Origin of the sequence: Vibrio sp. 947 (assembly GCF_033339115.1) — a bacterium.
Classification (GTDB): Bacteria; Pseudomonadota; Gammaproteobacteria; order Enterobacterales; family Vibrionaceae; genus Vibrio; species Vibrio alginolyticus.
Genome location: NZ_JAWOTX010000031.1, coordinates 15,166 through 40,734 on the forward strand (window position 1 = coordinate 15,166; position 25,569 = coordinate 40,734).

Annotated in this window: 27 protein-coding genes; 7 read left to right on the forward strand and 20 right to left on the reverse strand. The window is 44.6% G+C overall.

Translation table 11 applies throughout. The features are described from left to right. Nucleotides 1–67: 67 nt before the first annotated feature. Nucleotides 68–412 carry a hypothetical protein gene (locus R7Q39_RS25500; RefSeq protein ID WP_318077051.1) on the reverse strand — a complete coding sequence of 115 codons (345 nt, stop codon included), beginning with the start codon at nucleotides 410–412 and terminating at the stop codon, nucleotides 68–70. Nucleotides 413–624: 212 nt separating this feature from the next. On the opposite strand from R7Q39_RS25500, the gene R7Q39_RS25505 reads away from it, so the two are divergent. Next, on the forward strand, nucleotides 625–1,458 hold the full coding sequence (locus R7Q39_RS25505; RefSeq protein WP_318077056.1) for a hypothetical protein: 834 nt from the start codon (nucleotides 625–627) through the stop codon (nucleotides 1,456–1,458). A gap of 35 nt (nucleotides 1,459–1,493) precedes the next feature. Here the strand turns inward: R7Q39_RS25505 and R7Q39_RS25510 are convergent, their stop codons facing one another. Continuing rightward, nucleotides 1,494–2,057 carry a pyocin activator PrtN family protein gene (locus R7Q39_RS25510; RefSeq protein ID WP_318077052.1) on the reverse strand — a complete coding sequence of 188 codons (564 nt, stop codon included), beginning with the start codon at nucleotides 2,055–2,057 and terminating at the stop codon, nucleotides 1,494–1,496. Nucleotides 2,058–2,627: 570 nt separating this feature from the next. On the opposite strand from R7Q39_RS25510, the gene zur reads away from it, so the two are divergent. Then, nucleotides 2,628–3,092 (forward strand): zinc uptake transcriptional repressor Zur, encoded by a 465-nt coding sequence (gene zur, locus R7Q39_RS25515; RefSeq protein WP_005381268.1) that lies wholly within the window; start codon nucleotides 2,628–2,630, stop codon nucleotides 3,090–3,092. A 9-nt stretch (nucleotides 3,093–3,101) separates the two neighbouring features. Next, entirely contained in the window at nucleotides 3,102–3,563 is a 462-nt protein-coding gene (locus R7Q39_RS25520) for a chemotaxis protein CheX (protein WP_005381269.1), read from the forward strand. A 99-nt stretch (nucleotides 3,564–3,662) separates the two neighbouring features. On the opposite strand, the gene pgi is transcribed toward R7Q39_RS25520, so the two are convergent. Next, a complete protein-coding gene (pgi, locus tag R7Q39_RS25525; RefSeq protein ID WP_005381270.1) occupies nucleotides 3,663–5,315 on the reverse strand; it encodes a glucose-6-phosphate isomerase in 1,653 nt (550 codons plus the stop codon). Between the two features lie 305 nt (nucleotides 5,316–5,620). Here pgi and R7Q39_RS25530 point away from each other — a divergent pair, with 305 nt between their 5' ends. Beyond that, the gene (locus R7Q39_RS25530) at nucleotides 5,621–6,040 is read left to right on the forward strand and encodes a secondary thiamine-phosphate synthase enzyme YjbQ (protein WP_005381271.1); all 420 of its coding nucleotides are present in this window, start codon (nucleotides 5,621–5,623) and stop codon (nucleotides 6,038–6,040) included. A 38-nt stretch (nucleotides 6,041–6,078) separates the two neighbouring features. On the opposite strand, the gene alr is transcribed toward R7Q39_RS25530, so the two are convergent. Continuing rightward, nucleotides 6,079–7,155 (reverse strand): alanine racemase, encoded by a 1,077-nt coding sequence (alr, locus tag R7Q39_RS25535; RefSeq protein WP_031777284.1) that lies wholly within the window; start codon nucleotides 7,153–7,155, stop codon nucleotides 6,079–6,081. Nucleotides 7,156–7,168: 13 nt separating this feature from the next. Then, nucleotides 7,169–8,569, reverse strand: coding sequence for a replicative DNA helicase (locus R7Q39_RS25540; RefSeq protein WP_005382759.1), 1,401 nt, complete (start codon nucleotides 8,567–8,569; stop codon nucleotides 7,169–7,171). 221 nt (nucleotides 8,570–8,790) lie between these two features. Here R7Q39_RS25540 and R7Q39_RS25545 point away from each other — a divergent pair, with 221 nt between their 5' ends. Further along, nucleotides 8,791–9,555 (forward strand): DUF481 domain-containing protein, encoded by a 765-nt coding sequence (locus R7Q39_RS25545; protein ID WP_025768078.1) that lies wholly within the window; start codon nucleotides 8,791–8,793, stop codon nucleotides 9,553–9,555. A 77-nt stretch (nucleotides 9,556–9,632) separates the two neighbouring features. Here the strand turns inward: R7Q39_RS25545 and rplI are convergent, their stop codons facing one another. From rplI to pilM, 14 genes are all read right to left on the reverse strand, one after another. Continuing rightward, nucleotides 9,633–10,085 carry a 50S ribosomal protein L9 gene (gene rplI, locus R7Q39_RS25550; protein WP_005382760.1) on the reverse strand — a complete coding sequence of 151 codons (453 nt, stop codon included), beginning with the start codon at nucleotides 10,083–10,085 and terminating at the stop codon, nucleotides 9,633–9,635. A gap of 33 nt (nucleotides 10,086–10,118) precedes the next feature. Next, nucleotides 10,119–10,346, reverse strand: a complete 228-nt coding sequence (gene rpsR / locus R7Q39_RS25555) for a 30S ribosomal protein S18 (protein WP_000090472.1) — start codon at nucleotides 10,344–10,346, stop codon at nucleotides 10,119–10,121. 16 nt (nucleotides 10,347–10,362) lie between these two features. Next, a complete protein-coding gene (gene priB, locus R7Q39_RS25560; protein WP_085344356.1) occupies nucleotides 10,363–10,665 on the reverse strand; it encodes a primosomal replication protein N in 303 nt (100 codons plus the stop codon). A gap of 8 nt (nucleotides 10,666–10,673) precedes the next feature. After that, nucleotides 10,674–11,063 carry a 30S ribosomal protein S6 gene (gene rpsF, locus R7Q39_RS25565; RefSeq protein WP_005381299.1) on the reverse strand — a complete coding sequence of 130 codons (390 nt, stop codon included), beginning with the start codon at nucleotides 11,061–11,063 and terminating at the stop codon, nucleotides 10,674–10,676. 244 nt (nucleotides 11,064–11,307) lie between these two features. Further along, the gene (gene rpe, locus R7Q39_RS25570; protein WP_005381300.1) at nucleotides 11,308–11,979 is read right to left on the reverse strand and encodes a ribulose-phosphate 3-epimerase; all 672 of its coding nucleotides are present in this window, start codon (nucleotides 11,977–11,979) and stop codon (nucleotides 11,308–11,310) included. Between the two features lie 92 nt (nucleotides 11,980–12,071). Further along, nucleotides 12,072–12,911 (reverse strand): Dam family site-specific DNA-(adenine-N6)-methyltransferase, encoded by an 840-nt coding sequence (locus R7Q39_RS25575; protein WP_005382762.1) that lies wholly within the window; start codon nucleotides 12,909–12,911, stop codon nucleotides 12,072–12,074. A gap of 69 nt (nucleotides 12,912–12,980) precedes the next feature. Beyond that, entirely contained in the window at nucleotides 12,981–14,492 is a 1,512-nt protein-coding gene (locus R7Q39_RS25580; protein WP_033907307.1) for an SPOR domain-containing protein, read from the reverse strand. A 52-nt stretch (nucleotides 14,493–14,544) separates the two neighbouring features. Then, nucleotides 14,545–15,645, reverse strand: a complete 1,101-nt coding sequence (aroB, locus tag R7Q39_RS25585) for a 3-dehydroquinate synthase (RefSeq protein ID WP_005381318.1) — start codon at nucleotides 15,643–15,645, stop codon at nucleotides 14,545–14,547. A gap of 32 nt (nucleotides 15,646–15,677) precedes the next feature. After that, a complete protein-coding gene (gene aroK, locus R7Q39_RS25590) occupies nucleotides 15,678–16,196 on the reverse strand; it encodes a shikimate kinase AroK (RefSeq protein ID WP_005381319.1) in 519 nt (172 codons plus the stop codon). A 187-nt stretch (nucleotides 16,197–16,383) separates the two neighbouring features. Further along, on the reverse strand, nucleotides 16,384–18,129 hold the full coding sequence (locus R7Q39_RS25595) for a type IV pilus secretin PilQ (protein WP_033907306.1): 1,746 nt from the start codon (nucleotides 18,127–18,129) through the stop codon (nucleotides 16,384–16,386). 25 nt (nucleotides 18,130–18,154) lie between these two features. Continuing rightward, on the reverse strand, nucleotides 18,155–18,670 hold the full coding sequence (locus R7Q39_RS25600; protein WP_005382766.1) for a pilus assembly protein PilP: 516 nt from the start codon (nucleotides 18,668–18,670) through the stop codon (nucleotides 18,155–18,157). Next, entirely contained in the window at nucleotides 18,660–19,253 is a 594-nt protein-coding gene (locus R7Q39_RS25605) for a type 4a pilus biogenesis protein PilO (protein WP_042523672.1), read from the reverse strand. The genes R7Q39_RS25600 and R7Q39_RS25605 overlap by 11 nt, the downstream gene beginning before the upstream one ends. Further along, complete coding sequence (locus R7Q39_RS25610) at nucleotides 19,246–19,821, reverse strand: PilN domain-containing protein (RefSeq protein ID WP_005381323.1); 576 nt, start codon at nucleotides 19,819–19,821, stop codon at nucleotides 19,246–19,248. Before R7Q39_RS25610 ends, R7Q39_RS25605 begins: the two co-directional genes overlap by 8 nt. Next, nucleotides 19,805–20,821 (reverse strand): type IV pilus assembly protein PilM, encoded by a 1,017-nt coding sequence (pilM, locus tag R7Q39_RS25615; protein ID WP_318077053.1) that lies wholly within the window; start codon nucleotides 20,819–20,821, stop codon nucleotides 19,805–19,807. The genes R7Q39_RS25610 and pilM overlap by 17 nt, the downstream gene beginning before the upstream one ends. Nucleotides 20,822–20,965: 144 nt before the next feature. On the opposite strand from pilM, the gene R7Q39_RS25620 reads away from it, so the two are divergent. After that, nucleotides 20,966–23,527 carry a penicillin-binding protein 1A gene (locus R7Q39_RS25620; RefSeq protein WP_025768081.1) on the forward strand — a complete coding sequence of 854 codons (2,562 nt, stop codon included), beginning with the start codon at nucleotides 20,966–20,968 and terminating at the stop codon, nucleotides 23,525–23,527. Between the two features lie 52 nt (nucleotides 23,528–23,579). Here R7Q39_RS25620 and oxyR read toward each other — a convergent pair whose 3' ends face one another. Then, a complete protein-coding gene (oxyR, locus tag R7Q39_RS25625; protein ID WP_005381326.1) occupies nucleotides 23,580–24,491 on the reverse strand; it encodes a DNA-binding transcriptional regulator OxyR in 912 nt (303 codons plus the stop codon). A 169-nt stretch (nucleotides 24,492–24,660) separates the two neighbouring features. On the opposite strand from oxyR, the gene R7Q39_RS25630 reads away from it, so the two are divergent. Then, nucleotides 24,661–25,389: a redoxin family protein gene (locus R7Q39_RS25630; protein WP_053350732.1), complete on the forward strand. Its 729-nt coding sequence runs from the start codon at nucleotides 24,661–24,663 to the stop codon at nucleotides 25,387–25,389. Nucleotides 25,390–25,569 lie beyond the last annotated feature (180 nt).

Genomic DNA, 25,569 nt, shown 5'->3' on the forward strand with positions numbered 1-25,569 from the left:
AAGAGCCACCCTATGAAAAAGCACCTATAACAGGTGCTCAAATTTAATGAAATGTACCTTGTTAACATCAACCACTGTAAGGAGGTGCAGCATCAAGAACCTGCTTAGCAAGTAGTTCCAAAGTATCCGTTACTTTTTGCTTCCTAACCTTTAGCAACACTTTCACATTGTCGATAGTTTCTGCTAGGTTCTCACCCGTAGCCACCTCTTCTAATCTGTACGCATCATTTGCGAGTTCCACAATATTTTTAATCCAAGATCGTCGATGAACATTAATGGTAGAGTCGTGCTTAGTAAGAAAACCTGCTTTTATTGCCTCTTCAACAACCAATTCTTCGAGACTTGTTGTTTCAAGATCCTCTAAATCATGTAAGAGTTTAATAAGTTCCTTAGGAGAAATATCTTCTTTCATAGCGTTTATTTAAAAATTAGTAATTATTTTTTCTTATTTCAAATGAAAGATATTATCAAGGGGTAGCCAAGAAGGGTCTCCATTCTTGCCAGTAAACAACATTAAAGCAAAGCGAGTTGTACTATCTGGAACCCTCCATCAACATAAGCAGTTATGTTAGTTATTTGAATGTGTGGAAATAATTTTCTATGTTTATAGAAAATATATATTCCATGCTTAAAAACTGGACGGTAACAACCAAACCTGTACAACTCGGATCAGATGGAGTAATGCTCCGAGAACGCTATCTGCTGAACCGAAAACACTCCAACCACACATATACAGAAAATTTAATATCAATTTTTGGCTGCGCTGAAACCTCAAACCGAATTGCGTTATCAGGTGAAAAATACCGACTGAACCAGCAAATATATCAACGTAAAGGTGGACGCCCACTGTCAAGCTACGCGATGGAGTTTTGCTTAACTCTACCAAAGGGATATCGTCCCTCTCCCACACAATGGCAATCCATCACGGCCGATTGTTGTTTAGCTCTAGCAAGATTATGCCGATTAAATAAAACAGAATTTGCACAGTACAGACAACAGATTCGAGCCGTTCTGCACCAACAGAGACAAGAAGGAGCTAGAGGCAGCGGCGATCATGTTCACCTCATGATTGGCAAAGTCGTAGGTAGCCGCGTACTTAAAGAGCTTCAACAGAAAAAGGGCACCAAGCTTATCAAACAAGCTTTTAATCAATCAGTGCTAAAATATGTTGGTATCGATTACCGTACCTATGAACCCGTTGAAAAAGAGAAAGGACGCAGACTTTCAACGTGGCAATACCAACATAAAAAAGCAACTGAAGCATTGGAAATTGAAAAGCTAATAAGGCAAATGCAAACTCAGTTTGATAAATGGTTGAAAGCAAAAGAAGAATATAATGAAAAACAAGTTCGACGCCAACAAAATAGGCTACTTAAGACTTATGAATCATTGAATACGCATAACCTTTCTAAACAACAAGCCAAAAAAGTGCAATATATCAAGGGTATAACAATGTAATAAGTCAACACCAAGTATCTCTTATGGTTTTGGTTTTAGCATTGTAACCTCAGCCAATCGTTACGTGATTCAGATGCCTTAAACTCAACATAACTAACAAAATTCTCAAGATCGACAAGCCAAGGAGATTTCTGCGAGTGTGACTGGCGATAAACTAAGAAAGGAAATTCGTCGTTGCGCGCCTTACGTTTAGCAGAACTGGTAGTAAGCCCAAAGTACTCAGTAGTAATTCCAAGCAAAGGCACAACAGAGCTATGATTGAACCTTGCCGCCAGTAACGCAATTGTTGTGAGCTGTGAAAAAGGTGTAGCCACAGCATCTACGTGGAGTGGGCGCAACAACTCAAAACGATATTGAGCCTCCAAACGCTCAACATATTCAACAAAATGCTCGAATAGTATTAGCCACGGTGCTTTTTGTGACTCAGAAAGCCTAAATACAGGAAAAGGTAATAAGTTGTCACGAGCCTTGCGCTTTGCTGTATTTGAGCTAATGGCAAGTACTTCTTCTGCTACAGAAGATAGCAAAATAATAGGAGCAAAATTGAATCGATTTGCAACCTGTGCGGCTGTTGTCGGTATATTACAAGAACGTTCCATGGTCTCATCTAAAGATGCGTGATTAAGAGGGCTTCATCTACTTATTCCACCTCAGCTTCATAAGTCTTTTACAAAAACTTTGGGTATAAGTATTATTGGAGTGAGAGTGTAATGTAGTGTGTAGAGCTATCCCCTACTTGTCCCTCTTCCTTTCAAGAAACTCCATAAGTATCTGTTTTTATTTTTAAATTTTTAAAAATAAATCCAATCCAACATTGGTGCTACGGAGAGCCTGCAAGAATGAGTCATGATATAAACACCCGTTTTTATGTTGCCAAGGTCGAGCGCAGCAGTACGCTCAAAAAATAAGTCGGGTATTGTATACCCAAGCACCTCTGGGTGCTAGTTTCAGCGAGAATGATTTGGTTAGCTGACTAGCCAAGTGCTTAGGAATACGCAGAAGTAATACGAATCTGTCATTCGTTGATTCATTCTGTGATGATTATTCCGCCTTCACACCACCACCGACTTGCTTTAATTCATGATTTTCGTTCTGATAGTGGGTAAAATGAAGCATTTCTAAACGAACTTCGTATAGAAATGATTTATCATAGAGCACGTCCGATAGTTATGGTGAAAGGTTTGAACCCAACAATCATTGAACAAATTGAAAGTATCTGCGCAGAGCGTGGAGTACGACTGACTCCGCAACGCCGACGCGTATTTGAACTCATTTGTTCTAATCGCCGCGCCTCAAGTGCGTATGAGCTATTGGAGCAACTAAAAGAGAGTGAGCCTCAGGCTAAGCCGCCCACTGTTTATCGAGCATTAGATTTTCTCCTAGAGCAAGGCTTCATCCACCGAGTGGAATCGACAAATAGCTTTATTACTTGTTGTTCTTTCAATACTCAGCAGCACTTTTTCCAATTACTAATTTGCGATAAATGTGGTGATGTCGTTGAACTCGAAGATGAGACGCTGATATCCTTGTTAGCCGAAAACGCCGAGAAGCATGGATTCAAACTGACCAACCAAGTTATTGAAACTCATGGTGAATGCCAGGCCTGTTCCTCCGAGACGAAAGAAAAAGTATAGAAGAACGTTATGCGCGCTGAATTTGTAAACCCGTTTTTAGCTTCTTTAATGAACGTGCTAAAAACTATGGCTTCTCTTGAGCTGAAGCCACAAAAACCGCGAATCAAAAAAGATGAGATCGCACGAGGTGACGTTTCTGGTCTGATTGGTATGGTAGGCCCACAAACTCGTGGTTCAATGTCGATCACCTTTGATGAAGCACTCGCCCTAGAAATCATGCAGAACATGCTTGGTGAACGTCCAAATGGGCTCAATGAAGAAGTGACCGATATGGTGGGTGAGATCACCAACATGGTTACTGGTGGTGCGAAACGCATTCTGGCGGAAAGTGGTTTTGACTTTGATATGGCAACACCGGTTGTGGTTTCGGGCCGAGGTCATACGATTCGCCACAAGTGTGAAGGCTCAATTATTATCATGCCTTTCTCTTCCCAATGGGGAAATGCCTTTATCGAAATTTGCTTCGAATAAAAGAGAAAAAATAGGTTGGCACTGGCCAACCTATTTTGTTTTTGCCTCAGGCAATAAAAAGGTCAGCATTTGCTGACCTTTTCTTTATCTATTCAAACATTAAGCTTTGAACGCTTTAAATGCGTTGATTAGACCGTTTGTTGAGCTGTCATGCGAGCTGATTTGAGACTCATCTGCAAGCTCAGGTAGGATTTGGTTAGCCAGTTGTTTACCTAGCTCCACGCCCCACTGGTCAAAGCTGAAGATATTCCAGATAACACCTTGTACGAAAATTTTGTGTTCGTACATTGCGATCAAGTTACCTAGCGTACGAGGCGTGATTTGCTTCACTAGAATAGAGTTTGTTGGACGGTTACCTTCAAACACTTTGAATGGCGCAATCGCTGCCACTTCTTCAGCATTCTTACCTACTTTCACCAACTCTTCTTTCACGGTTTCTTCATTTTTACCAAACGCTAGAGCTTCAGTTTGCGCGAAGAAGTTAGACATCAGTTTTTGGTGATGATCGCTAGCTGGGTTGTGGCTAATTGCAGGTGCAATGAAGTCACATGGGATAAGCTTAGTACCTTGGTGAATTAGCTGGTAGAACGCGTGCTGACCGTTGGTACCTGGTTCACCCCAAATGATTGGGCCAGTTTGGTAAGTTACAGCATTGCCGTCACGGTCAACGTATTTACCGTTTGATTCCATGTTACCTTGCTGGAAGTACGCCGCGAAACGGTGCATGTACTGATCGTAAGGCAGAATAGCTTCTGATTCCGCACCGTGGAAGTTGTTGTACCAAATACCGATAAGCGCAAGGATCACAGGGATGTTGCTTTCTAGATCTGTTGATACAAAGTGCTTGTCCATCTCGTGAGCGCCATCAAGCAGCTCAACGAAGTTGTCGAAACCTACTGCTAGTGCAATTGATAGACCGATCGCAGACCATAGTGAGTAACGGCCACCAACCCAGTCCCAGAATTCAAACATGTTCGCTGTATCGATACCAAATTCAGACACGGCTGTCGCGTTTGTTGAAAGCGCAGCAAAGTGCTTAGCCACATGAGCCTGATCACCCGCCGATTCTAGGAACCAATCACGAGCAGTGTGCGCGTTAGTCATGGTTTCTTGTGTTGTAAACGTCTTAGACGCGATCAAGAATAACGTCGTTTCTGGGTTAACTTTCTTCAACGTTTCAACGATGTGTGTACCATCAACGTTAGATACGAAGTGAAGGTTTAGATGATTTTTGTATGGCGCTAGAGCTTCCGTCACCATGTAAGGGCCAAGGTCAGAACCGCCGATACCGATGTTCACAATATCGGTAATTGCTTTGCCTGTGTAACCTTTCCATTCACCGCCGATAACGCGCTCAGTGAATGATTTCATTTTTTCTAGAACCGCGTTCACTGCTGGCATTACGTCTTCGCCATCTACCATAACTGGAGTATTAGCGCGGTTACGTAGTGCAGTGTGAAGAACAGCGCGACCTTCTGTTTGGTTGATCGCTTCACCACTGAACATCGCTTCAATTGCAGATTTCAGCTCGGTCTCTTTCGCAAGAGCAAACAGGTGCTTCAGAGTTTCCTCATTGATGAGGTTCTTTGAGTAATCGACTAGGATGTCTGAGCCGAAACGTGCAGAGTATTTGTCGAAACGCGCTGCGTCTTGAGCAAACAGCTCTTTAAGATCCATATCTTGTGCAGATTCGAAATGCGCCGTTAGCGCTTTCCAAGCTTGTGTTTGCGTTGGATTGATATTTTTCAACATGGTCTTTATCCCGATGTTACAGTAGGTTCCATTCCTTACAGTCTAGCGAAAACTGTGGAATCCCCGATTTAGCAAATAGAATATAAATTAGATGTTTGGGCAAATTGCCACAAAACAAGTCTTTGTAATTTTTTTTCAGGCGCCAATTATGACCGAGAGCTTTTACACTCACATTGAGTTAGGTCACGTTCCCTGCCCTGAAATTGAACATTCATTTACGATGACAAGAATCATATCATTTACTAATGACAGGCTCTAATTGGAATAGGATAGACGCCAATTTATAAATTTCCAAAGGAACACGTATGTGGGCACAAAAAACACTGCAATTAAAAGCGAGAAGCCGCGGTTTTCACCTGATAACTGATGAAATTGAACAACAATTACCACAAATAAACGAACTTTCAGTAGGTTTATTACACTTATTTATTCAGCACACCTCCGCCAGTTTGACCTTAAATGAGAATGCTGATCCAACCGTGCGTATGGACATGGAAGCGCACTTCAATAAGTTTGTGCCAGAGCGTGCTCCTTATTATCAGCACACCTATGAAGGTGACGACGACATGCCGGCACATATTAAAGCATCACTGCTTGGCAGTAGTGTGACGGTACCAATCCAAAATGGTCGATTAGCTTTAGGAACATGGCAAGGTATTTACTTGGGTGAGCATCGAGACTTTGGTGGCGGCCGCCGCGTTATTGCTACGATTAACGGTGAGTAGATAAAACAAAGGCTAACCTTGGGTTAGCCTTTCGTTGTTTATTTGGAGTATTCCATCTCGACGCGAGGCGTTAGCTTAGTCACGAGTTCATACGCAATCGTACCAATGTGACCCGCTACTTCTTCTACTGGGAGCTCTTTCCCCCAAAGAATCGCTTCGTCGCTGACTTTATCCGTTGCGTCTGGTCCCAAATCGACCGTCAGCATATCCATGGAAACTCGACCTGCAATAGGTACTTTACGGCCATTAACCCACACCGGCGTACCGTTTGGAGCACTTCTTGGGTAACCGTCGCCATACCCTACAGCAATGACACCAACTTTTGTATCTCGCTCACTGGTCCAAATACCACCGTAGCCAACACTTTCACCCTTCTTCACTTCACGTACCGCAATAAGGTGGGATTTAAGTGTCATGACAGGCTGATACCCAAGATCTTGCGCCGTTTTGTCATCGAATGGCGACACACCATACATGATAATACCCGGACGAACCCAATCTAAATGGCTTTGAGGCCATGCCAATAACCCCGCAGATGCCGCCAGTGAACGTTCCCCTTGGCAACCAGAAGTCAACGATTTAAACAGCTCAATCTGTTGTGGGGTAATATCGCTATCCAGCTCATCTGCACAGCCAAAGTGGCTCATGTAACGCAACGGTTTCGCTACATTTGGACACTCCTTCAGCCGCGTTACAAACTCGTCATATTGTTCAGGACGAACCCCAAGGCGGTGCATGCCACTGTCAATCTTCAGCCACACGACAACCGGAGTTTCAAGGTCTGCTTGCTCCAAGGCGATAAGCTGCTCTTCACAGTGCACCACAGTTTGGATGTTGTTCGTCACAAGAACAGGTAAGTCACCAGGAGAGTAAAAACCTTCTAGCAATAGAATCGGCTTTACTACTCCACAAGCGCGCAGTTGCAATGCTTCTTCAATACGAGCCACACCAAACGCATCCGCATGGTTAGCATGTTTTGCGACATGACGTAATCCGTGACCATAACCATTGGCCTTGACGACAGCCATCACTTTACTTTGTGGCGCTTGAGCTTTTACGCGCTGTAAGTTGTGCTGCAACGCAGACAAATCAATGCACGCCTTGGCCGCTTTCATATAGCTCATGGGATTACTCATCATCAATATCGAATGCAGGACCCGCGTAGTTGTCGAAACGCGAATGTTGACCTTGGAAAGTGAGGCGAACAGAGCCGATAGGACCATTACGCTGTTTACCAATAATGATTTCGGCCGTACCTTTGTACGGACTATCTGGGTGATAAACCTCATCACGGTAGATGAACATGATCAAGTCGGCATCCTGCTCGATGGAACCGGATTCACGCAAGTCCGAGTTTACTGGTCGTTTATCCGCACGTTGCTCTAGGGAACGGTTTAGCTGCGACAGTGCCACAACAGGCACATTTAGCTCTTTTGCCAGCGCCTTAAGAGAGCGAGAGATCTCAGCAATCTCAAGAGTACGGTTATCGGTTAACGAAGGCACGCGCATCAACTGAAGGTAGTCGACCATGATCATCGATAGACCGCCATGTTCACGAGCGATACGGCGAGCGCGCGAACGCACTTCGGTCGGAGTTAGTCCAGAGCTATCATCAATGTACATATTTTTCTTCTGCATCAGGATACCCATAGTAGAAGAAATACGCGCCCAATCTTCGTCATCTAGCTGACCCGTACGGATCTTGGTTTGGTCAACACGAGACAAAGAGGCCAACATACGCATCATCAACTGTTCAGCTGGCATCTCTAACGAGAAAATAAGTACGGGCTTTTCTTGTTGCATGGCTGCATTTTCACACAAGTTCATCGCAAAGGTCGTTTTACCCATCGATGGACGCGCAGCGACAATCACCAAATCAGAGCCTTGCAAACCTGCGGTTTTCTTATTGAGATCTGTGAAACCGGTATCGACCCCGGTAACACCATCTTGTGGCGTTTTATACAACAACTCGATACGTTCTAACGTCTTTTCGAGGATGTTGTCGACGTTTTGTGGTCCTTCGTTTTCACTAGTTCGAGACTCGGCGATAGCAAAAACTTTACTCTCCGCCATGTCTATTAAATCTTCAGAACTGCGACCTTGAGGGTCATAGCCCGCGTCCGCAATTTCATTCGCGACACCAATAAGGCCACGAACAATCGCGCGCTCAGCGACAATATCAGCATACGCATTGATGTTAGCTGCACTTGGCGTATTCTTCGCCAAGTCAGCAAGGTAAGCAAAACCGCCTACATCTTCTAACAACTCGTGACGCTCTAGATATTCCGATAAAGTAATAAGATCGAGAGGTTTACCCGCTTCAAGAATGGTTTTTACACCTTCAAAAATCAGGCGGTGTGGACGACTATAGAAATCACTGCTCACAACACGTTCGGCAACGGTGTCCCAACGTTCATTATCCAGTAAAAGACCACCAATTACTGATTGCTCGGCTTCTAGTGAGTGAGGTGGCACTTTGATTGCGTCGACCTGACTGTCTGAAGGTTTGCGATTTCTGTTTTCCGCCATGACTTTGCTCGATAACTACTATTGACCCACGATTATAACCTTAACCTAGCTGAGATGCTTCCCCGAAGCGACAATTACTTGTTAAGAAATCATCATGTGAACCATCCGGGTAATAGCCTGGTTCTTCCGCCTAGCTCTAATAAAAATTAACCTACCATTGACCCAACCAAATATCTGTATCAGTATCATGCCCCTCCTTTTTGATTACGTTCGAGGTTGATGTGTCCCGATACTGGTTACTTAGCTTTAGCCTACTGTGCGCTAGTGCATCGTATGCTGACGAATCAGTACAGCCAGAGCAAAATATTGATTTACCCGACCCACTAAAAACCGAGGTGGAGTTCGGCTATCAAGCTCACACAGGTAACACGGACTCTCGTTCCCTGAATGCTCGTTTGAGTGCTGAATATACGTCAGGTCGACACCGTTCTAATGGTGAATGGAAGTACTACAACTTGTACAAAGACGGTGAAGAAGACAAACGCTCATCCACCTATTCCCTGCAGAGTGACTACAAGTTAGGCCCTAAGACGTATTTGTATGGCAGCTTTAAAGGAGTGGATTCTCGCTACAGTGCTTATTTTAAAGACTATACGTTGTCAGGTGGTTTGGGTTACCAGTTCTCCTACACTGAGAACTTCATTTTAGAGGTAGAAGTAGGCCCTGGTTTTCGCTATCAAGAGCCAAACTTAGACGAAATAGATGATGACGATATTGTCTTTCCCGATATCGTTAGAGAAGGCATTTTTCGAGGAAATGTCAACACAACTTGGCATGCGTTGGATAATTTAAGTTTCGCAGCTGATATTACGTTGGTAACAGGTAGAAGTAACACACGTACTGATAGTGAACTCAGTGTAACCAATGATATTACTGAAGATATCGCACTGAAACTAGCGCACTCTCGTCAGTATCACGATAAAGTGCCTGAAGGCTTAAGCAAAGCAGACAGCGTATTTTCCGTTAATTTACTTTTCGCTTTTTAACCCTTTTTCTCTCAGTTTTAGAAATAAAAAAAGCACCTCCGAGGAGGTGCTTTTTAGTATTTCGTCTTGATACTGAATTACTCAGCAGCAACAACTTGTAGGTTAACTGTCGCGAAAACTTCAGAGTGAAGTTGAACGCTGATCTCGAACTCACCAGTGTTACGTAGAGCACCTTCAGGAAGGCGAACTTCGCTCTTAGCAACTTCAACGCCTGCAGCTGTGATAGCGTCAGCGATGTCACGAGTACCGATAGAACCGAATAGTTTGCCTTCGTCACCAGCTTTAGAAGCGATAACTACCGCTTCTAGAGCGTTAACTTTCTCTGCGCGAGCTTCTGCAGCAGCTAGTTGCTCAGCAACTTTAGCTTCTAGTTCAGCACGACGAGCTTCAAACATTTCAACGTTAGCTTTAGTTGCCATAACTGCTTTACCTTGTGGGATAAGGAAGTTACGAGCGTAGCCAGATTTAACGTTTGCAGTATCGCCAAGACCACCTAGGTTACCAATTTTATCAAGTAGAATAACTTGCATTGCTTAATCCTCTTTCTTAATAAAATGAACCGATTACTGATGCTTGTCAGTGTACGGTAGTAGAGCTAGGTAGCGTGAACGCTTGATAGCACGTGCTAGTTGACGCTGGTACTTAGCGCTTGTACCAGTGATACGGCTAGGTACGATTTTACCAGCTTCAGTGATGTAGTTTTTAAGAGTTGCTACGTCTTTGTAATCAATCTCTTGTACGCCTTCTGCAGTGAAACGGCAGAATTTACGACGACGGAAGAAACGAGCCATGGGCTATCTCCTGATCTTAAATTTGAGTAATGTTGTCGGCGTGTAACACTAATTTTCCCACGCCATTTCGGCCGGTTTGATAAGTGACAAAACCACTTACCTTAATGTTACTGCCTTGAACTAAATTCTGAGTTAGTGCTTGTGACTCAAGCCCGCTGACGACTACCGGCATACGACAATAAACTTGTCGAGGTAAGTCAGCTTCGATAATAGTAGAGCGATGCTCCAGCCAAAACCGACAGTGTTCAATGCCACCAGGGCTTTTACTACGAATGGGCGGTTTGGCAATGGTGCCGCTCAGCTCCATTCGATTGGCCATAAGAAAACTTACTCAGCAGCTTCTGACTTAGCTTCAGGCTTAGCTTCAGAACGCTCTTCACGACGTGGAGCACGCTCTTCTTTTTGCTTAAGCATGATAGATTGCTCAGTGATCGCTGCTTTAGTACGCATGATCATGTTACGTAGAACTGCATCGTTGAAACGGAAAGCAGTTTCTAGCTCATCAATTACAGCTTGGTCAGCTTCAACGTTCATAAGAACGTAGTGAGCTTTGTGAAGCTTGTTGATTGGGTAAGCCAGTTGACGACGGCCCCAGTCTTCTAGACGGTGGATTTTACCGCCAGCTTCAGTGATTGAACCAGTGTAACGCTCGATCATGCCAGCAACTTGCTCGCTTTGATCTGGGTGCACCATGAATACGATTTCGTAATGACGCATTGGTTGCTCCTTACGGATTATTCAGCTTCCACAAATGGCTCAGTCGTCCAGAGGAAGCAAGGAACTAAAGATAATTGACTGAGTTTAAGGAGCACGAATAGTACAGAAAGGGCGTAAAATAGGCAAGTGATTATTTGCTCAGCGCAGTGGATATTTAATTTCTTCTAATACTAGAAAACACAAAGGCTGCCAACAAGCTGGCAGCCTTTAAAATCAGCGTGTTATTGCGCTGGCTTATCGGTGCTTATTTAACTTCAGCCAGTTCAGCGCGCATTTGATCGATCACTTGTTTGTAATCTGGCTCACCGAAAATCGCCGAGCCTGCAACAAACATGTCTGCGCCCGCTTCTGCAATTTCACGAATGTTGTCAACCTTCACACCGCCATCGATTTCTAAGCGGATATCACGGCCAGACTCGTCAATCATCTTACGAACGGCACGCAGTTTATCTAGTGTATGAGGAATGAATGATTGACCACCAAAACCAGGGTTTACCGACATCAGTAGAATCATGTCGACTTTATCCATAATAAATTCAAGACTTGCAAGTGGCGTTGCTGGGTTTAGTACCACACCAGCCTGACAGCCGTGCTCTTTAATTAACTGCAGTGTACGGTCTACATGATCAGAAGCTTCTACATGGAACGTAATCATCGACGCACCCGCTTTTGCGAAATCAGGAATAATACGGTCAACGGGTTTCACCATTAGGTGAACATCGATTGGCGCTGTGATGCCATAATCGCGTAGTGCTTTACACACAGGCGCACCAAAAGTCAGGTTTGGTACATAGTGGTTATCCATAACGTCGAAATGCACCACATCCGCACCCGCTGCGAGTACTTTTTCTACATCTTCACCGAGACGAGCAAAATCTGCCGATAAAATGGATGGAGCAATAAGAAAATCTTTCATACCTGACCTCAGTAGTAATGAGCAAACAATCTGCGCGCAATTCTACCGAAGCCAGTGGGGAGATCCACTATTTAGATATAATAGTGTGAGAATTAAGAGCTTGATTTATCCATGTCTGGCGCATGAAAAAGCGCAAGTAGCTCATCAACTTTATTACGACCGTTACCATTACGGCTAATGGTACGCTTTACTTTAACCACATTAAGATCCGCACCGTGATACAACCGACGTGTCAAGGTAGTGTCGTGGTTAGAAATCAACACAGGAATGCCACGTTCAGTCGCTGTTCTTTCAGCAATGTCGGCTAATGCAGCTTGGTCGTCCAACGTGAAACCATTACCTGCGTATGAGGTGAAATTTGCCGTATTTGAAAGCGGCGCATAAGGTGGATCGCAATACACGACGCTCCCTTTGCGCGCACGACGAAATGTTTCAGGATAACCTTCACAAACAAACGTAGCTTTTTTGGCTTTTTCTGCAAAAAACTCCAATTCCGCCTCAGGGAAATACGGCTTTTTGTAAGAGCCAAACGGTACATTGAAGCCACCTTTTTTGTTGTAACGGCATAGGCCATTAAAACCAAAGCGGTTCATGTACAAAAACGCTAAAGAGCGGTACATCACGTCATCGGTTTTATTAAACTCAGCGCGAATGTGTAGGTAGGCTTCTTTGCGGTTGTTCTCAGCGACAAACCAACGCTTCGCTTCAGAGATATACTCTTCAGGGCGTTCTTTCAGCAGGTTGTACAGATTGATCAAATCTGGATTGATATCTGCAAGTAGATAATGGTCATAATCGGTATTCAGAAACACTGAGCCCGCACCAACAAAAGGTTCAACTAGCTTTCGAGCCGGCGGCAAATGACGTTGGATGTCTTCAACCAGTCCGTATTTTCCTCCTGCCCATTTAAGAAAGGCTCGTTGCTTTTTCATCTACTGCTCTATCTATCGACCAAAAATTAAGGCTGCGGAATGTAACATATTTTTCAGGGAAGCTCAGGTTTATTTCACTCGTTCAATTTCACGGTGAACCTGACGGAGTGATTTTGCCCAAGGACTCACCGACTTAACCGAATCTGGCAAGCTTGCGACGGCATCACGAGCCATTTGAATTGTCGGATAATCTTGATATGTGATGATATACCACTCGGTGTCATTACGAACGGTAGGATAAATTCGCACTTGATTATTCAGTTGATGCTCATTGAGAAAGGATTGTACATCTTCCATTGAGGTCATAGCTGCGAGTTGTAAAGTATAAGCTCTTGGCGATAGCGCTTTTAGTTCTTCACGAGCAAATGAAAACTTCACAACAGGTTGGTTTGCCTCACCCTCTTCTGACTGAGCAGGTGCTTGCGTCATATCTTGATTCGGTTTTACGACTTTAATCAAAGGGGAGCTAGTTTCATCGGCGGTTTCTGTCTTCTCAGTACCTACGACATCATCAATCGCTTTTGTGTCTGCTGAATCAGCTTTACCTTCAAGCAATGCATCGACCACATTCGACTCAATCACCACTCTTTGTTGATTGTCATCACTGCCTACGCTCGCTACTTCTTCTGTCACAGCTGGCGGTAATGAATCAGAATCATCAACCGCACCAGACTTATCAAGACTGCTAGAGCCATCGGTTACAGGTTGCAGTGAAGACTGCGCTGCACTGACTCCTGACTCTTCAAAAGTTGGAATAGCCGTTTGCTCTAAACTGCCAGCAATTTGCTGCGCTTTATCATCAGGACTTGGTTGACTAAGCATCCACCAATAGCCACCAGCAGCAAGCAACAGTAAGACTAATACCACCAACGCAATATTCAGGGGTGAACCGACAATCGAGCGGATAATGATCCTTTTTTCCACTTTCATCTCTCCTAACGCCATGATGTCACCCGGTACTGGGTCGACTTTTTTAAATGCATCTCGAACCCGTTTCTCAGACTCATCATCGACGTAGCGCGCAACAAGTGACTCAAAGAAACGACGAGCTTCCACTTCGGACAACATATCAATATCAAGCTCAACAGGCTTTATCTCTTGTCCATAACTGAGACGTGCTAGCAAACCGTCTAAACGTCCAGACTGTGTAAACAGTAAGACATTGATGGTCCAATTTGGCTTATGGTGCGCCTCTAAGACCAGCATCCAAAGCTCAGAGATAAGTGTCTCACTCAATAAATGCGCATCATCTACAACAATTGCAATGTCACACGCCTCATCACCTAAAAGCCTTTCAAGGCTATCAAGTAAAGGCTCTTGCTGATTAAACAATGCGTCTGAAACCAGTTGACTCAAAATAAGGACGCGATGCTGCACATCGTCTTGATTAGAATGACAAAGTAACAAACATTGATTCTTGTTACTGGCACCCACTTCAAGGTATCGCTGCGCTAACCAAGATTTCCCGTACCCATCATGACCATTAATCGCAATTAGATTGGAACCAAAGTTAGTCAGTAGACCTAATCTATCAAGCAACTCGATTTGAGAATCTAATTCCAGTACGTGAGCAACACTCATCTAATAACCTTAATACACTACAAGAATGACGCCCAAAGGCGCCATTACAAGGTTAAATATCGCGACCGAAGTCTATTGCCTGTTTGAGTACGTCTTGTGTCGTATCAGCAATTACCTCGGCAGTGCCAATGCCTGTAGGCAAAACCAATCGTAATTGACCAGAGAGGACTTTCTTATCTCGCATCATGTGCTTGATGAAGTCATCGAAATTCATACTGTCTGGAGTATGCACAGGCAGTTTTGCACGACGCAAAATCGCAACAATACGCTCAAATTGCTCTTCCGAGATCAGACCGCGTAGATGCGACGTTTTGGCCGCCATAACAGTGCCGGAAGATACCGCTTCACCATGCAGCCAATTGCCATAGCCAAGTTCCGCTTCAATCGCATGACCAAAGGTGTGACCTAAGTTAAGCAAAGCACGGATGCCCGACTCTTTCTCATCCTGAGCCACCACTTCCGCTTTTATTTCACAGCAACGTGCGATCGCATAAGTTAGTGCTTCTTCATCCAACGCATACAAGCGCTCAAGATTGTCTTCTAACCATACAAAAAAATCTGCATCGTAAATAATGCCGTACTTAATGACTTCGGCGATACCCGCAGCGAACTCACGTTCAGGCAACGTCGACAGGCAGTTGGTATCAATGATCACTGCTTTAGGTTGGTAAAACGCGCCTATCATGTTCTTACCCAACGGATGGTTAACCGCGGTTTTTCCACCAACCGAAGAGTCCACTTGGGATAGTAATGTGGTCGGTATTTGAATAAAGTCGACCCCACGCTGGTAACAGGCAGACGCAAAACCCACAAGATCGCCAATAACACCACCACCTAACGCGATGATCACAACATCACGAGCATAACTCCCTTCCAGTAAGAAGTTCATTACTTGATTAAATACATCCAAGTTTTTGTACTGTTCACCGTCAGGCAATTCTAACAAGGATGCACTACAACCGAGCTGCTCGAGTTGCTTTAAAATTTTGTCTGCATACAAAGGTGCCACTGTGACATTACTGATCACAACAACTTTTTGTTTTGCATTTTTGTTTGAGAGAACTTGAGAGAGGTACGCCGGGTCCTCAAATAACCCGGCGCCAATAGAGATTGGGTAGCTACGCTCAGCTAGGTTGACCGTAATCCGTTCCATCGGTTTGCTCCAATTAAAAAAAAGATAAAGACTTATCTCTCTTCTAGCATTTTTACGATCTGGTTGGCTACCACTTTTGCACTTTGATCGTCAGTGCGAACAGTGTAATCCGCTACTTCTTCATATAAAGGATTACGTTCTTCAGCTAATTGCTCCAGTACTTCGCGAGGGTTATCCGTTTGAAGTAAAGGACGCTTCTTGTCGCGGTTTGTACGCGCAAGTTGCTTTTCAATCGTCGTTTCTAAGTAAACAACAACACCACGTGCCGAAAGACGATTGCGGTTTTCTTTGCTCTTAACAGAGCCACCGCCAGTCGCAAGCACGATGCCTTGCTCTTGTGTTAGGTCTTCAAGTACCGCTTCTTCACGCTTGCGGAAGCCTTCTTCACCTTCTACATCAAAAACCCAAGAGATGTCTGCACCAGTGCGTTCTTCGATCACTGTATCGGAGTCAACAAACTCCATATGCAGTTGCTGTGCTAGATGTCTACCAATTGTACTTTTGCCGGCGCCCATTGGGCCAACAAGGAAAATATTACGTTTCTCAGCCATGTTTAGCAGTAATTTACAACATTGATTCAATAAGATCGCCACAAGAAAACACAGCTAAACTGCTGTTCTACAAGGCTTGTGGCACCAGTTCCTCACAGATAATTCGTGATAAGACCCGAAATTATCCAAGCATGGTGCCACTATTGCAACTTTATTTTTGATTTAATCAGTTTTTCCCGAGACAGAACTACTGAATCACCACCTTAGGCGTGACGAAAATTAACAGCTCACTTTTGCCAACATTTTCATAGCTTCGACGAAAAAGCGCACCTAATAGCGGCAGATCGCCCAACAAAGGCACTTTGTCCACCGAGTTAGTAATGCTGTGCTGAAAAATACCACCAAGAACGACCGTTTCACCATTATTCACTAACACTTGCGTCCCGATACGTTGAGTATCAATCGCAACAGCTTCACCAGTGCCTGTCTTCACGACTTGTCCAGGTCTATCTTGCGTGACACTTAAATCCAACACTAAGCGGTTATCCGGTGTGATTTGCGGGGTCACCTTCAAACTTAATACCGCCTTTTTGAACGTCACCGTCGTTGCACCACTTGATGATGACTCTAGGTAAGGAATCTCTGTACCTTGTTCGATATAGGCTGGTTTCTTATTGGTAGTGATCAAACGTGGGCTCGAGATAATCTCAGCTTTAGACTCTTGTTGCAGCGCAGAAAGTTCCAAATCAAGTAGTGTGTCTGATCCTAACTTCGCAACTTGGAAAGCAAGACTGGTCGCATTCGGGCTGGTTGCAGCTAAGTTTACATTTAGGAAGTCATCGATCCCCACTCCATCACCGTCACCACCGTCGTCGCCCCCTTCTCCATTATAAAGACCGATCGTGGCGAGGTTGTTCTCAATAGAACCGCCCACTGTATTACTGCCATTAATAGATGTAAAACCCCAACGAATCCCTAACTCGTCCATGTTACCTTCATTGATGGTCACAATACGCGCCTCAATTTGAACCTGTTTAACTGGAATATCCAAAGACTCAATAATTTCTCGAATCACCTCGATGTTTTCAGGTAACTCTCTAATCAATAACGAGTTAGTTCGCTCATCAATGGTCATACTGCCGCGCTCTGACAGCATGCTGATATTTCCTTCTCCATTGATCATCTCCGCAATATCTGATGCTTTAGCAAAATTAACTTTGATGATTTCAGATGAAAGCTCTCCCATTTCTTCCGTCAATTTTTGTTTTTCTAACTGCTGCTTCTCACGCAAGTCCAACTCATCAGTCGGAGCAACTAAAATCACGTTGCCATCAACACGCTTATCTAACCCCTTAACTTGCAAAATAATATCCAGCACTTGCTGCCAAGGGACACCATCAAGACGAAGCGTGAGGTTGCCTTCTACAGAGTCGGAGACAACCAAATTGAATTGGTTGTAATCAGCAATAAGCTGCAAGACGTTTCGCACAGGAATATCTTGGAAGTTAATCGAAATAAGCTTACCTTCTCTTTCTAAAATGCTTTTATCTGGGGCTTTCTCATTGGGTTTGATCTTCGCTACTTTGATTTCCAAAAAACGCCCCGTTAAACGGTAATCATGCATGTATTCTTCATTGATGTGCGCAACCAAGCGCGTAGTTGAGGTATAGCGAAACACTTCTACGCTCTCAACCACAGTCGAAAAGTCTTTCACGTCTAGGAGATACAATTGCTCGTCTTTTACTGAAGTGTTAAGCAAATCGATACTTAACCCTTCCTGTACACGCTTGATATCTACAATCGCGGCCGGTGACGCCAATTCGACGACAATCACGGCGTCTTTATCTTTATTAGTTCGAAAGTCGATACTTTTTAGGGCATTGGACGAAACTTCTTCAGCTGCCGCTAAAGGGGCTAAAAATACAAACAACCATAAGGAGAAGAGCCCAGTAAGTATCCTTGGTGTACGTGTTAATCCTTGTCTCATTTTCATTACTCAATATCAAAAATAAATGGGGCTATCTCAAAGCCAACTTAACTTTACGTTTTTGCCAACATCCTAAGCCGTCGGGCAACGTTTCATTAATCAACAAGTAGGAGTGGCTGACATGGGTCACTTTGCCATTATTGCGTCCGAGGTATTGACCCGGCTTAACTTTATAGACGGTGCCATTGGGAGCCTGAACAAGGCCAGAAACCGTGTTATCCATGCCCATGACACCTTTCAAACGTAATTGGCTTAATGGGAATTTTTCTAATTTACCAGTTCGCCTTCTTGAGGGCGGTTGCCAACAATCTTTTCTTGCAACTGGCTGAGTCGCGATAGTGGCTTCTTTGGGTAATTCAAAGGGTGCACGCTGTACTTCCGGTGCGTACGTGACTGCAACATACTTGTCTGCGGGCTTAAGCTTCTCGACCTCTCGACGCGCCTGTGTTTCCACTCCTCGAATAAAATCCGTCAATGATTCATCATTCGCCTGGCAGCCCATCAATAGAGAACCCATCAGTACCAGCAACAAAGACTTACTTGTCATTTTTCGCCTCCTCCGGCTTAAACTGATAGGTATTAGCACGCACCCGAAAGTGCAGGGTTTCGCTCTCTTGGCTGACACGTTGCCAAGTCACATCTTTAAACGTGATGATTCGAGGTAGCGTCGCTATCGCCTGAGAAAAATGGCCGATGTCATGAAAGTCGCCCGTTAACTCTATGTTTAAAGGAAGACGATAAAGGAAGTGCTCTGATTGTTTTTCGCCCCAGTCGATTCGGGTGAAAGTCAGCTTATTGTCGATGCCAAGCTCATTCACTGAAGCGAGCATTGTAGCCAGCTCTTTTTGCGCAGGCAGTTGTTGCAGTAATAACTCGTAACGAGTGGTAAGTTCATCCAATTGAGATTGAAGCTGAGGCAACGCTGCCACTTTGTTCGCTTTGATCTTCAATGCCACCTTGAGTGTCTGCTCCTGCTGAATCAAGTGATTCAACTGTTCTTCTTTCGGTTTAAGGTAAAACCAATAACCTAAGCCTTGAATCGCCATGATCAGAAGTACGATTACTACAATCTGGGGCAACAATGGCCACTCGGCCATTTCATCTATTTCGAGATCCTGCCAATCAACCACGTTGAGCCTCCAATTTCTTCTCCGTTACTTTGAACATGAAAGACACTTTGAATGTTTGAAACTCTTTCCCAAAACGGGCTTTGCCGTGAACGATGGAATGCATTTCTACGTCGTTCAACTTGGCCGAGCGCTCCATGTTGTCCAGCATCGTGGCAAGTTTTGGAGTGCTATCAGAGATCCCAGAGATCTCAATTTCCAGATCATTCATTTTGATCTTGTCGACATATACACCTTCAGGGATAACGGCAGGCATTAAGTTCATGAACTCGGTCGTTTTGTTTCGTCCGTTTTGTAAACCTTCAACGACCTTTAGACGTTCGAGGATTTTGCTGTGCTCTTGCTCTGCAATTTTCATTGCTTCAATACGCTGGTCGAGTTCGGCAATGTAGTGAGTGAGGTAATCGAGCCGCTCCTGTTGTTGATCTTGTTGGTACTCAAAAAACTTTCCAATACCCCACTGGATGCCAACAGCGACCAACATGCCTAATGCGACCAAACTGATGAAACGACGTCGGTGCTCTTCTCTTTGATTCTCTCGCCAAGGAAGTAAATTAATGCGATAAAGCACGGGCGCCTCCTAGCCAATGAATGCCACGAACGGCCAGTCCGGCTGCTGTTGAGAAATGCTGCCAATCCACAGCACGACGCTTACGCTTAGACACCTTCATCTCAAATAGCCCTAGCGGATTTAGCAATTCACACTCTAACGACAATTGTTGAGACAACTCCTCTGCGAGCATGGGAGTGGAGGCCCCTTCCCCTGATAACCAGATACCCTTGATGTTTTGTGAGCCATTGATTGAGGTATAGAGCTGTATCTGGCGCTTTACTCGCTCTACGATTTGACGGTTAAACAGCTCTGTTTTCTCCTGAGCATCATCGGACAGAAAATCGACTGGAGAAGCGCTGTTTGCTCCGCGTGTGCCGTAAGCAAACTCTTTGTGAAACAGTTCACCTTGTTCGGTAAACATGGTGAAGGAGCTCGATAAGGTGCCAATATCGAGTAAGCAGTATTTGTTTTTGTCAGGAAAGCGATCGGCGGTGAGCTTCCAGATATGACCAAGGCTTTGCGAATGCACGTCCACTAAAACAGGTTTTAGTCCGGACTTTTGTAATGCATCGACTCGGCCTTCTACCACATCTTTTCTTGTCGCAAACACTTGATAGCTATCACTGCCACTCTGCCCGCCCTCAGCGCGAAGACGAACGAAGTCTAAACTCAGCTCTTCGACAGGGAATGGCGATTGATGAGAAAAGGCTTGTATCACTGCAAACTCAACTTCACTCTCTTCAAGATTTTGTTCTATTTGCAGTTTCTTGCTAATTACCGAGTTATCAGGAACTGAGATCGCAACTTTTCTAGCGCCAAAAGGCAGTTCTTTTTTTATCTGCTTGAGGGTCTTTACAATTTCTTGATGATTTATGGTGTTATTTTCAGCGACAATACCTTCCTTTAGTAATATTTCTTTGTAACCCAACAGAGCGTAATTGTTGCCTGTGGGTTTAAGTACTACGGCTTTGAGGCTGTTATGGCCTATATCGATGCCGGTAACGATTAGCTTATCCATCTCTTACTCTCGCTCCGAAATTTCTTCGTGCAAAGGTTGTTATTAGCATCCAAATAAGAGTTAATATCTCTTATGTGCTAAATTTTTGACCTAAGAGTACAAGGGTTTGCCGTTACACAGCCTCAACCAATCAGGGATTCTCCGGTGAAGTTCATAAAGCGTTTATTATTTTTAACATTGATTTGCATAATTCTTGGAGTCACCACAATATTTGGCTTCTATCAGTACGTGAAGCCTGAATTGCCAGATGTTGCAACTCTAAAAGACGTTGAATTACAAACACCTATGAAGGTGTTTAGTCAAGACGGGAAGCTGATCGCACAGTTCGGTGAAAAGCGTCGTATTCCTGTTACTTATGACGAAATTCCTCAAGACTTAATTCACGCGCTCATCGCAACCGAAGATAGCCGTTTCTACGAGCATCCTGGTATCGACCCTATCGGCATCACTCGTGCAGCTGTTGTTGTTGCGGTTTCAGGCTCGGCTAAACAGGGTGCGAGTACGATTACGCAACAGCTAGCTCGTAACTTCTTCTTATCTAATGAGAAGAAGATCATGCGTAAGATTAAAGAGATTTTTATTGCTATCCATATTGAGCAGCTTTTAAGTAAGCAAGAAATCATGGAGCTTTATGTCAATAAAATCTTCCTTGGTTACCGCTCATATGGCTTTGGTGCTGCCGCTCAAGTGTATTTTGGCAAGAGCCTTGATGAATTGACGTTAAGTGAGATTGCAACACTCGCTGGTATGCCAAAAGCGCCATCAACCATGAACCCAATTTACTCTCTTGAGCGCGCAACAAAACGCCGTAACGTTGTATTAATGCGAATGCTTGATGAGAAATACATTACACAAGAGCAGTATGACGAAGCACGCAATGAGCCTATTGTGGCGCGTTATCATAGCGCTGAGATTGAGCTTTCCGCACCTTACGTAGCAGAGTTGGCTCGTGCATGGGCAGTAAAAGAATACGGTGAAGAAGAAGCTTACACCTCTGGCTTGAATATCTACATGACTGTGGATTCTAAACTGCAAGATGCTGCAAATACGTCTGCGGTAAATAACCTCTTGTCATACGATGAACGTCATGGCTACCGTGGTGCAGAAAGTGTGCTTTGGAAAGAAGGGGAAGCGGCCTGGGGCAATGAGCAAATAGAAAAGCACCTGAAGAAACAGCCAACTTATGGTGACCTTTACCCTGCGGTTGTGACGAAAGTCGATGATAAGACGGCACAAGTATGGGTTAAGAACCATGAAGAGCAAACCATCCCTTGGACTGGAATGCACTGGGCGCGTAAGTACATTACTGATAACCGCCAAGGCTCAACACCAAAGTCAGCGCATGATGTGCTAGCGACAGGTCAACAAGTTTGGGTTCGCGAAGTAAGTGAAACCGATGAAGATGACAACACAACACTGAGCTGGAAACTGAGCCAAGTGCCGACAGCAAACACCGCGTTTGTTGCGATGAACCCAGAAAATGGCGCGATATTGTCGCTGGTTGGTGGTTTCAACTTTGTGCACAGCAAGTTTAACCGTGCAACCATGTCAGTGCGTCAGGTTGGTTCAAGTATCAAGCCTTTCATCTACTCGGCAGCAATTGACAAAGGACTAACTCTAGCCACTTTGATTAACGATGCGCCGATTAACAAGTGGGATGCAGGCTCTGGTTCAGCTTGGCGACCAAAAAACTCACCACCAACTTATGGTGGTCCAACGCGGCTTCGCCTCGGCTTAGCTCAATCAAAAAACGTCATGGCAGTGCGTACACTCCGTGAAGTTGGCCTCGAGGAGACACGTCAGTACCTTACTCGTTTCGGTTTTGATATTAACCAAGTACCACGCTCTGAGACCATCGCACTCGGAGCTGGTAGCTTAACACCAATGAAAGTGGCACAAGGTTACTCTGTGTTTGCGAACGGTGGTTATTACGTTGAACCATTCTATGTAGAACGCGTGGAAGATGCATTCGGTGAAGTACTGTTTAAAGCCAATCCAAAGAGTGTTTGTCATAAGGATTGTCCGCAAATGAGCGAGCAGCCAGAAAATCGCTACGCTGATGAATTTGGCGAACAAGACGTCGCGATTGATGGCCTAGCAACAGACAATGCCCTTGAAAATGATGAACCTCAATATGCACCGCAAGTTATCTCCGAACAGAATGCATTCTTAATGCGTGAGATGATGTACAGCAACATTTGGGGTGGCGGTAACTGGCGTGAAGGCACAGGTTGGAATGGTACAGGCTGGCGCGCGCAAAAACTTGGTCGTCGTGATATCGGGGGTAAAACGGGTACAACGAATGATTCCAAGGATGCTTGGTACAATGGCTATGGACCTGGTGTCGTTGCGATAGCTTGGGTTGGCTTTGATGATCACTCACGTGCACTTGGCCGCACCACTGTTAACAGCAACCTAGGGCAAGGCCAAATTTCTGGTGCCGAGTCGGGTGCGAAAACCGCAGAGCCTGCTTGGATTGACTTCATGCGTGTTGCGCTAGAAGGGACGCCGGAGCAAGGTAAAAATATTCCAGAGGATATTATTCGAGTTCGTATTGATCGCAACAGCGGTATGCTAACGCACAAGGTAGATAGCACATCAATGTTCGAATACTTTGAAAAAGGCACGGAGCCTACCGAATACGCTGGCGACCGTTTAGAAGATAGTATTTACTCTTCAGGCTCTGGCGCAGAAGAACTGTTCTAAATCACAAAAGCACAAGGGAGAGCATCAAGCTCTCCCTTTTTTATGTCGGCTTTTACGCCGCGGCGTTCAATGAAGGATAAGAAGCCAATACTTCTTTAATCTTCGCCGCCAAAGCTTCAAACCTAGCTCGTAGTGGTGAGCCCGGACGGTATACGAGAACGATATTACGCGAGGGGGTTGGGTTAACAGCTGGTACGTAGCATACGCCATCTTTTTGCTTCTCATTAGGGATAGAAAGCTGAGGCAATAACGTAATCCCCGCACCGGCAGCAACCATGTTGCGTAACGTCTCCAAGCTGGTGGCTTTAAAACGCTCATCGTCTTTTGCTCCAGCGGCAAAACAAAAACCTAACGCTTGATCTCGCAGACAGTGGCCGTCTCCCAACGCTAAAACGGTTTTACCATTCAGCTCCAACATATCAACATGGTCGAGAGAGGCCCACTCATGGTCACATGGCACTGCGACACTTAATGGCTCTTGATACACTTCGATCTCTTTAAATGGCGCAGTTTCATCAACCGAAGCTAAAACTAAGCAATCTAGTTTGCCTTCTTCCAATTGACGCACTAATTGATGTGTTTGAGCTTCGTGCAGAAATAGCTCCAGCTCAGGAAATGCTTCTTTTATCTGCGGCAGAATTTTGGGTAGTAGATAAGGCCCAACCGTCGGGATGAAACCAATATGCATCGGTCCAGTCATGGCTCCGCTTTGACCGCTTGCCATATCTCTGAAGGTTTTCACTTCACTTAAGATGCGTTTAGCCTGCTCCACCAGCTGTAACCCTGAATCGGTAAACAAAACACGTCGGCTGCTTCGCTCTAAAAGCGTGGTCCCGAGTTCATCCTCTAGTTTACGAATTTGCCCACTCAATGTTGGCTGGCTAACAAAACATGCCTCTGCCGCTTTGCGAAAGTGCTTATGTTCCGCAAGTGCAACTAAGTACTCAAAATCTCGAATATTCATAATTCACGCTTCGCTTCTTTAACAATAGCTAATACCTATCAAAACCATAACACCAAACGATTAGAGCTATCAAAGGATTTTTACAATAATGGGCTCAACAAAACGAAACAGAGCGACGAAAAACGCTAAGCTCTATACGCATAATTTAAAATAGTTAAAGGAAATCATTATGTTTGTATCTAAAGAAGGTCAACAAGTCCCTCAAGTTACTTTTCCAGTTCGTCAAGGTGACGCTTGGGTGAATGTAACGACCGATGAGCTATTTAAAGGTAAGACCGTTATCGTATTTAGCTTACCGGGTGCATTTACTCCAACCTGTTCATCAAGCCATCTACCTCGTTACAACGAATTGTTCCCTGTATTTAAAGAGCACGGAGTTGATGAGATTATTTGTGTCTCGGTCAATGATACGTTCGTGATGAATGCATGGAAACAAGACCAAGAAGCAGAAAACATTACCTTCATCCCGGATGGTAATGGTGAATTCACCGATGGCATGGGTATGTTAGTGGATAAAAACGACATCGGCTTTGGCAAACGTTCATGGCGTTACAGCATGCTAGTAAAAGATGGCGTAGTGGAAAAAATGTTCATTGAGCCAAACGAACCAGGCGACCCATTCAAGGTGTCAGACGCAGATACGATGCTGAACTACATAGCGCCTGACTACAAAACGCAAGAATCCATCACGGTGTTCACTAAACCAGGCTGCCCTTTCTGTATGAAAGCGAAACAAAATCTGATTGACCACGGTCTTCAATATGAAGAAGTGATTCTGGGTAAAGACGCAACAACAGTTAGTCTACGAGCTATATCTGGTCGCACGACTGTTCCACAAGTCTTTATCGGTGGCAAGCACATCGGCGGTAGCGAAGAGCTAGAAGCGTATCTAGGCTAAGCTGTCCATAGCCTACACCCTCGGTCTCCGGTGCCTTTGGCTCGGAGGCCAACCCTAAACCACTTCTTCTACTAGTCTAGATAAGTAGTTATCTGCCAATAAGGTGACTACTTATCCAGATTCAACTATCCAATTCACTCTCCAAGCTCAATGTAGCTAGCTTGGCTTAGAACAAAAGCG

What these genes read in the sequence shown, in the direction of transcription:
- R7Q39_RS25500 (WP_318077051.1), bottom strand. Translation starts at nt 412, where the DNA reads ATGAAAGAAGATATTTCTCCTAAGGAACTTATTAAACTCTTACATGAT.
- R7Q39_RS25505 (WP_318077056.1), top strand. Translation starts at nt 625, where the DNA reads ATGCTTAAAAACTGGACGGTAACAACCAAACCTGTACAACTCGGATCA.
- R7Q39_RS25510 (WP_318077052.1), bottom strand. Translation starts at nt 2,057, where the DNA reads ATGGAACGTTCTTGTAATATACCGACAACAGCCGCACAGGTTGCAAAT.
- zur (WP_005381268.1), top strand. Translation starts at nt 2,628, where the DNA reads ATGGTGAAAGGTTTGAACCCAACAATCATTGAACAAATTGAAAGTATC.
- R7Q39_RS25520 (WP_005381269.1), top strand. Translation starts at nt 3,102, where the DNA reads ATGCGCGCTGAATTTGTAAACCCGTTTTTAGCTTCTTTAATGAACGTG.
- pgi (WP_005381270.1), bottom strand. Translation starts at nt 5,315, where the DNA reads ATGTTGAAAAATATCAATCCAACGCAAACACAAGCTTGGAAAGCGCTA.
- R7Q39_RS25530 (WP_005381271.1), top strand. Translation starts at nt 5,621, where the DNA reads ATGTGGGCACAAAAAACACTGCAATTAAAAGCGAGAAGCCGCGGTTTT.
- alr (WP_031777284.1), bottom strand. Translation starts at nt 7,155, where the DNA reads ATGAAAGCGGCCAAGGCGTGCATTGATTTGTCTGCGTTGCAGCACAAC.
- R7Q39_RS25540 (WP_005382759.1), bottom strand. Translation starts at nt 8,569, where the DNA reads ATGGCGGAAAACAGAAATCGCAAACCTTCAGACAGTCAGGTCGACGCA.
- rplI (WP_005382760.1), bottom strand. Translation starts at nt 10,085, where the DNA reads ATGCAAGTTATTCTACTTGATAAAATTGGTAACCTAGGTGGTCTTGGC.
- rpsR (WP_000090472.1), bottom strand. Translation starts at nt 10,346, where the DNA reads ATGGCTCGTTTCTTCCGTCGTCGTAAATTCTGCCGTTTCACTGCAGAA.
- priB (WP_085344356.1), bottom strand. Translation starts at nt 10,665, where the DNA reads ATGGCCAATCGAATGGAGCTGAGCGGCACCATTGCCAAACCGCCCATT.
- rpsF (WP_005381299.1), bottom strand. Translation starts at nt 11,063, where the DNA reads ATGCGTCATTACGAAATCGTATTCATGGTGCACCCAGATCAAAGCGAG.
- rpe (WP_005381300.1), bottom strand. Translation starts at nt 11,979, where the DNA reads ATGAAAGATTTTCTTATTGCTCCATCCATTTTATCGGCAGATTTTGCT.
- R7Q39_RS25575 (WP_005382762.1), bottom strand. Translation starts at nt 12,911, where the DNA reads ATGAAAAAGCAACGAGCCTTTCTTAAATGGGCAGGAGGAAAATACGGA.
- R7Q39_RS25580 (WP_033907307.1), bottom strand. Translation starts at nt 14,492, where the DNA reads ATGAGTGTTGCTCACGTACTGGAATTAGATTCTCAAATCGAGTTGCTT.
- aroB (WP_005381318.1), bottom strand. Translation starts at nt 15,645, where the DNA reads ATGGAACGGATTACGGTCAACCTAGCTGAGCGTAGCTACCCAATCTCT.
- aroK (WP_005381319.1), bottom strand. Translation starts at nt 16,196, where the DNA reads ATGGCTGAGAAACGTAATATTTTCCTTGTTGGCCCAATGGGCGCCGGC.
- R7Q39_RS25595 (WP_033907306.1), bottom strand. Translation starts at nt 18,129, where the DNA reads ATGAAAATGAGACAAGGATTAACACGTACACCAAGGATACTTACTGGG.
- R7Q39_RS25600 (WP_005382766.1), bottom strand. Translation starts at nt 18,670, where the DNA reads ATGACAAGTAAGTCTTTGTTGCTGGTACTGATGGGTTCTCTATTGATG.
- pilM (WP_318077053.1), bottom strand. Translation starts at nt 20,821, where the DNA reads ATGGATAAGCTAATCGTTACCGGCATCGATATAGGCCATAACAGCCTC.
- oxyR (WP_005381326.1), bottom strand. Translation starts at nt 24,491, where the DNA reads ATGAATATTCGAGATTTTGAGTACTTAGTTGCACTTGCGGAACATAAG.
- R7Q39_RS25630 (WP_053350732.1), top strand. Translation starts at nt 24,661, where the DNA reads ATGTTTGTATCTAAAGAAGGTCAACAAGTCCCTCAAGTTACTTTTCCA.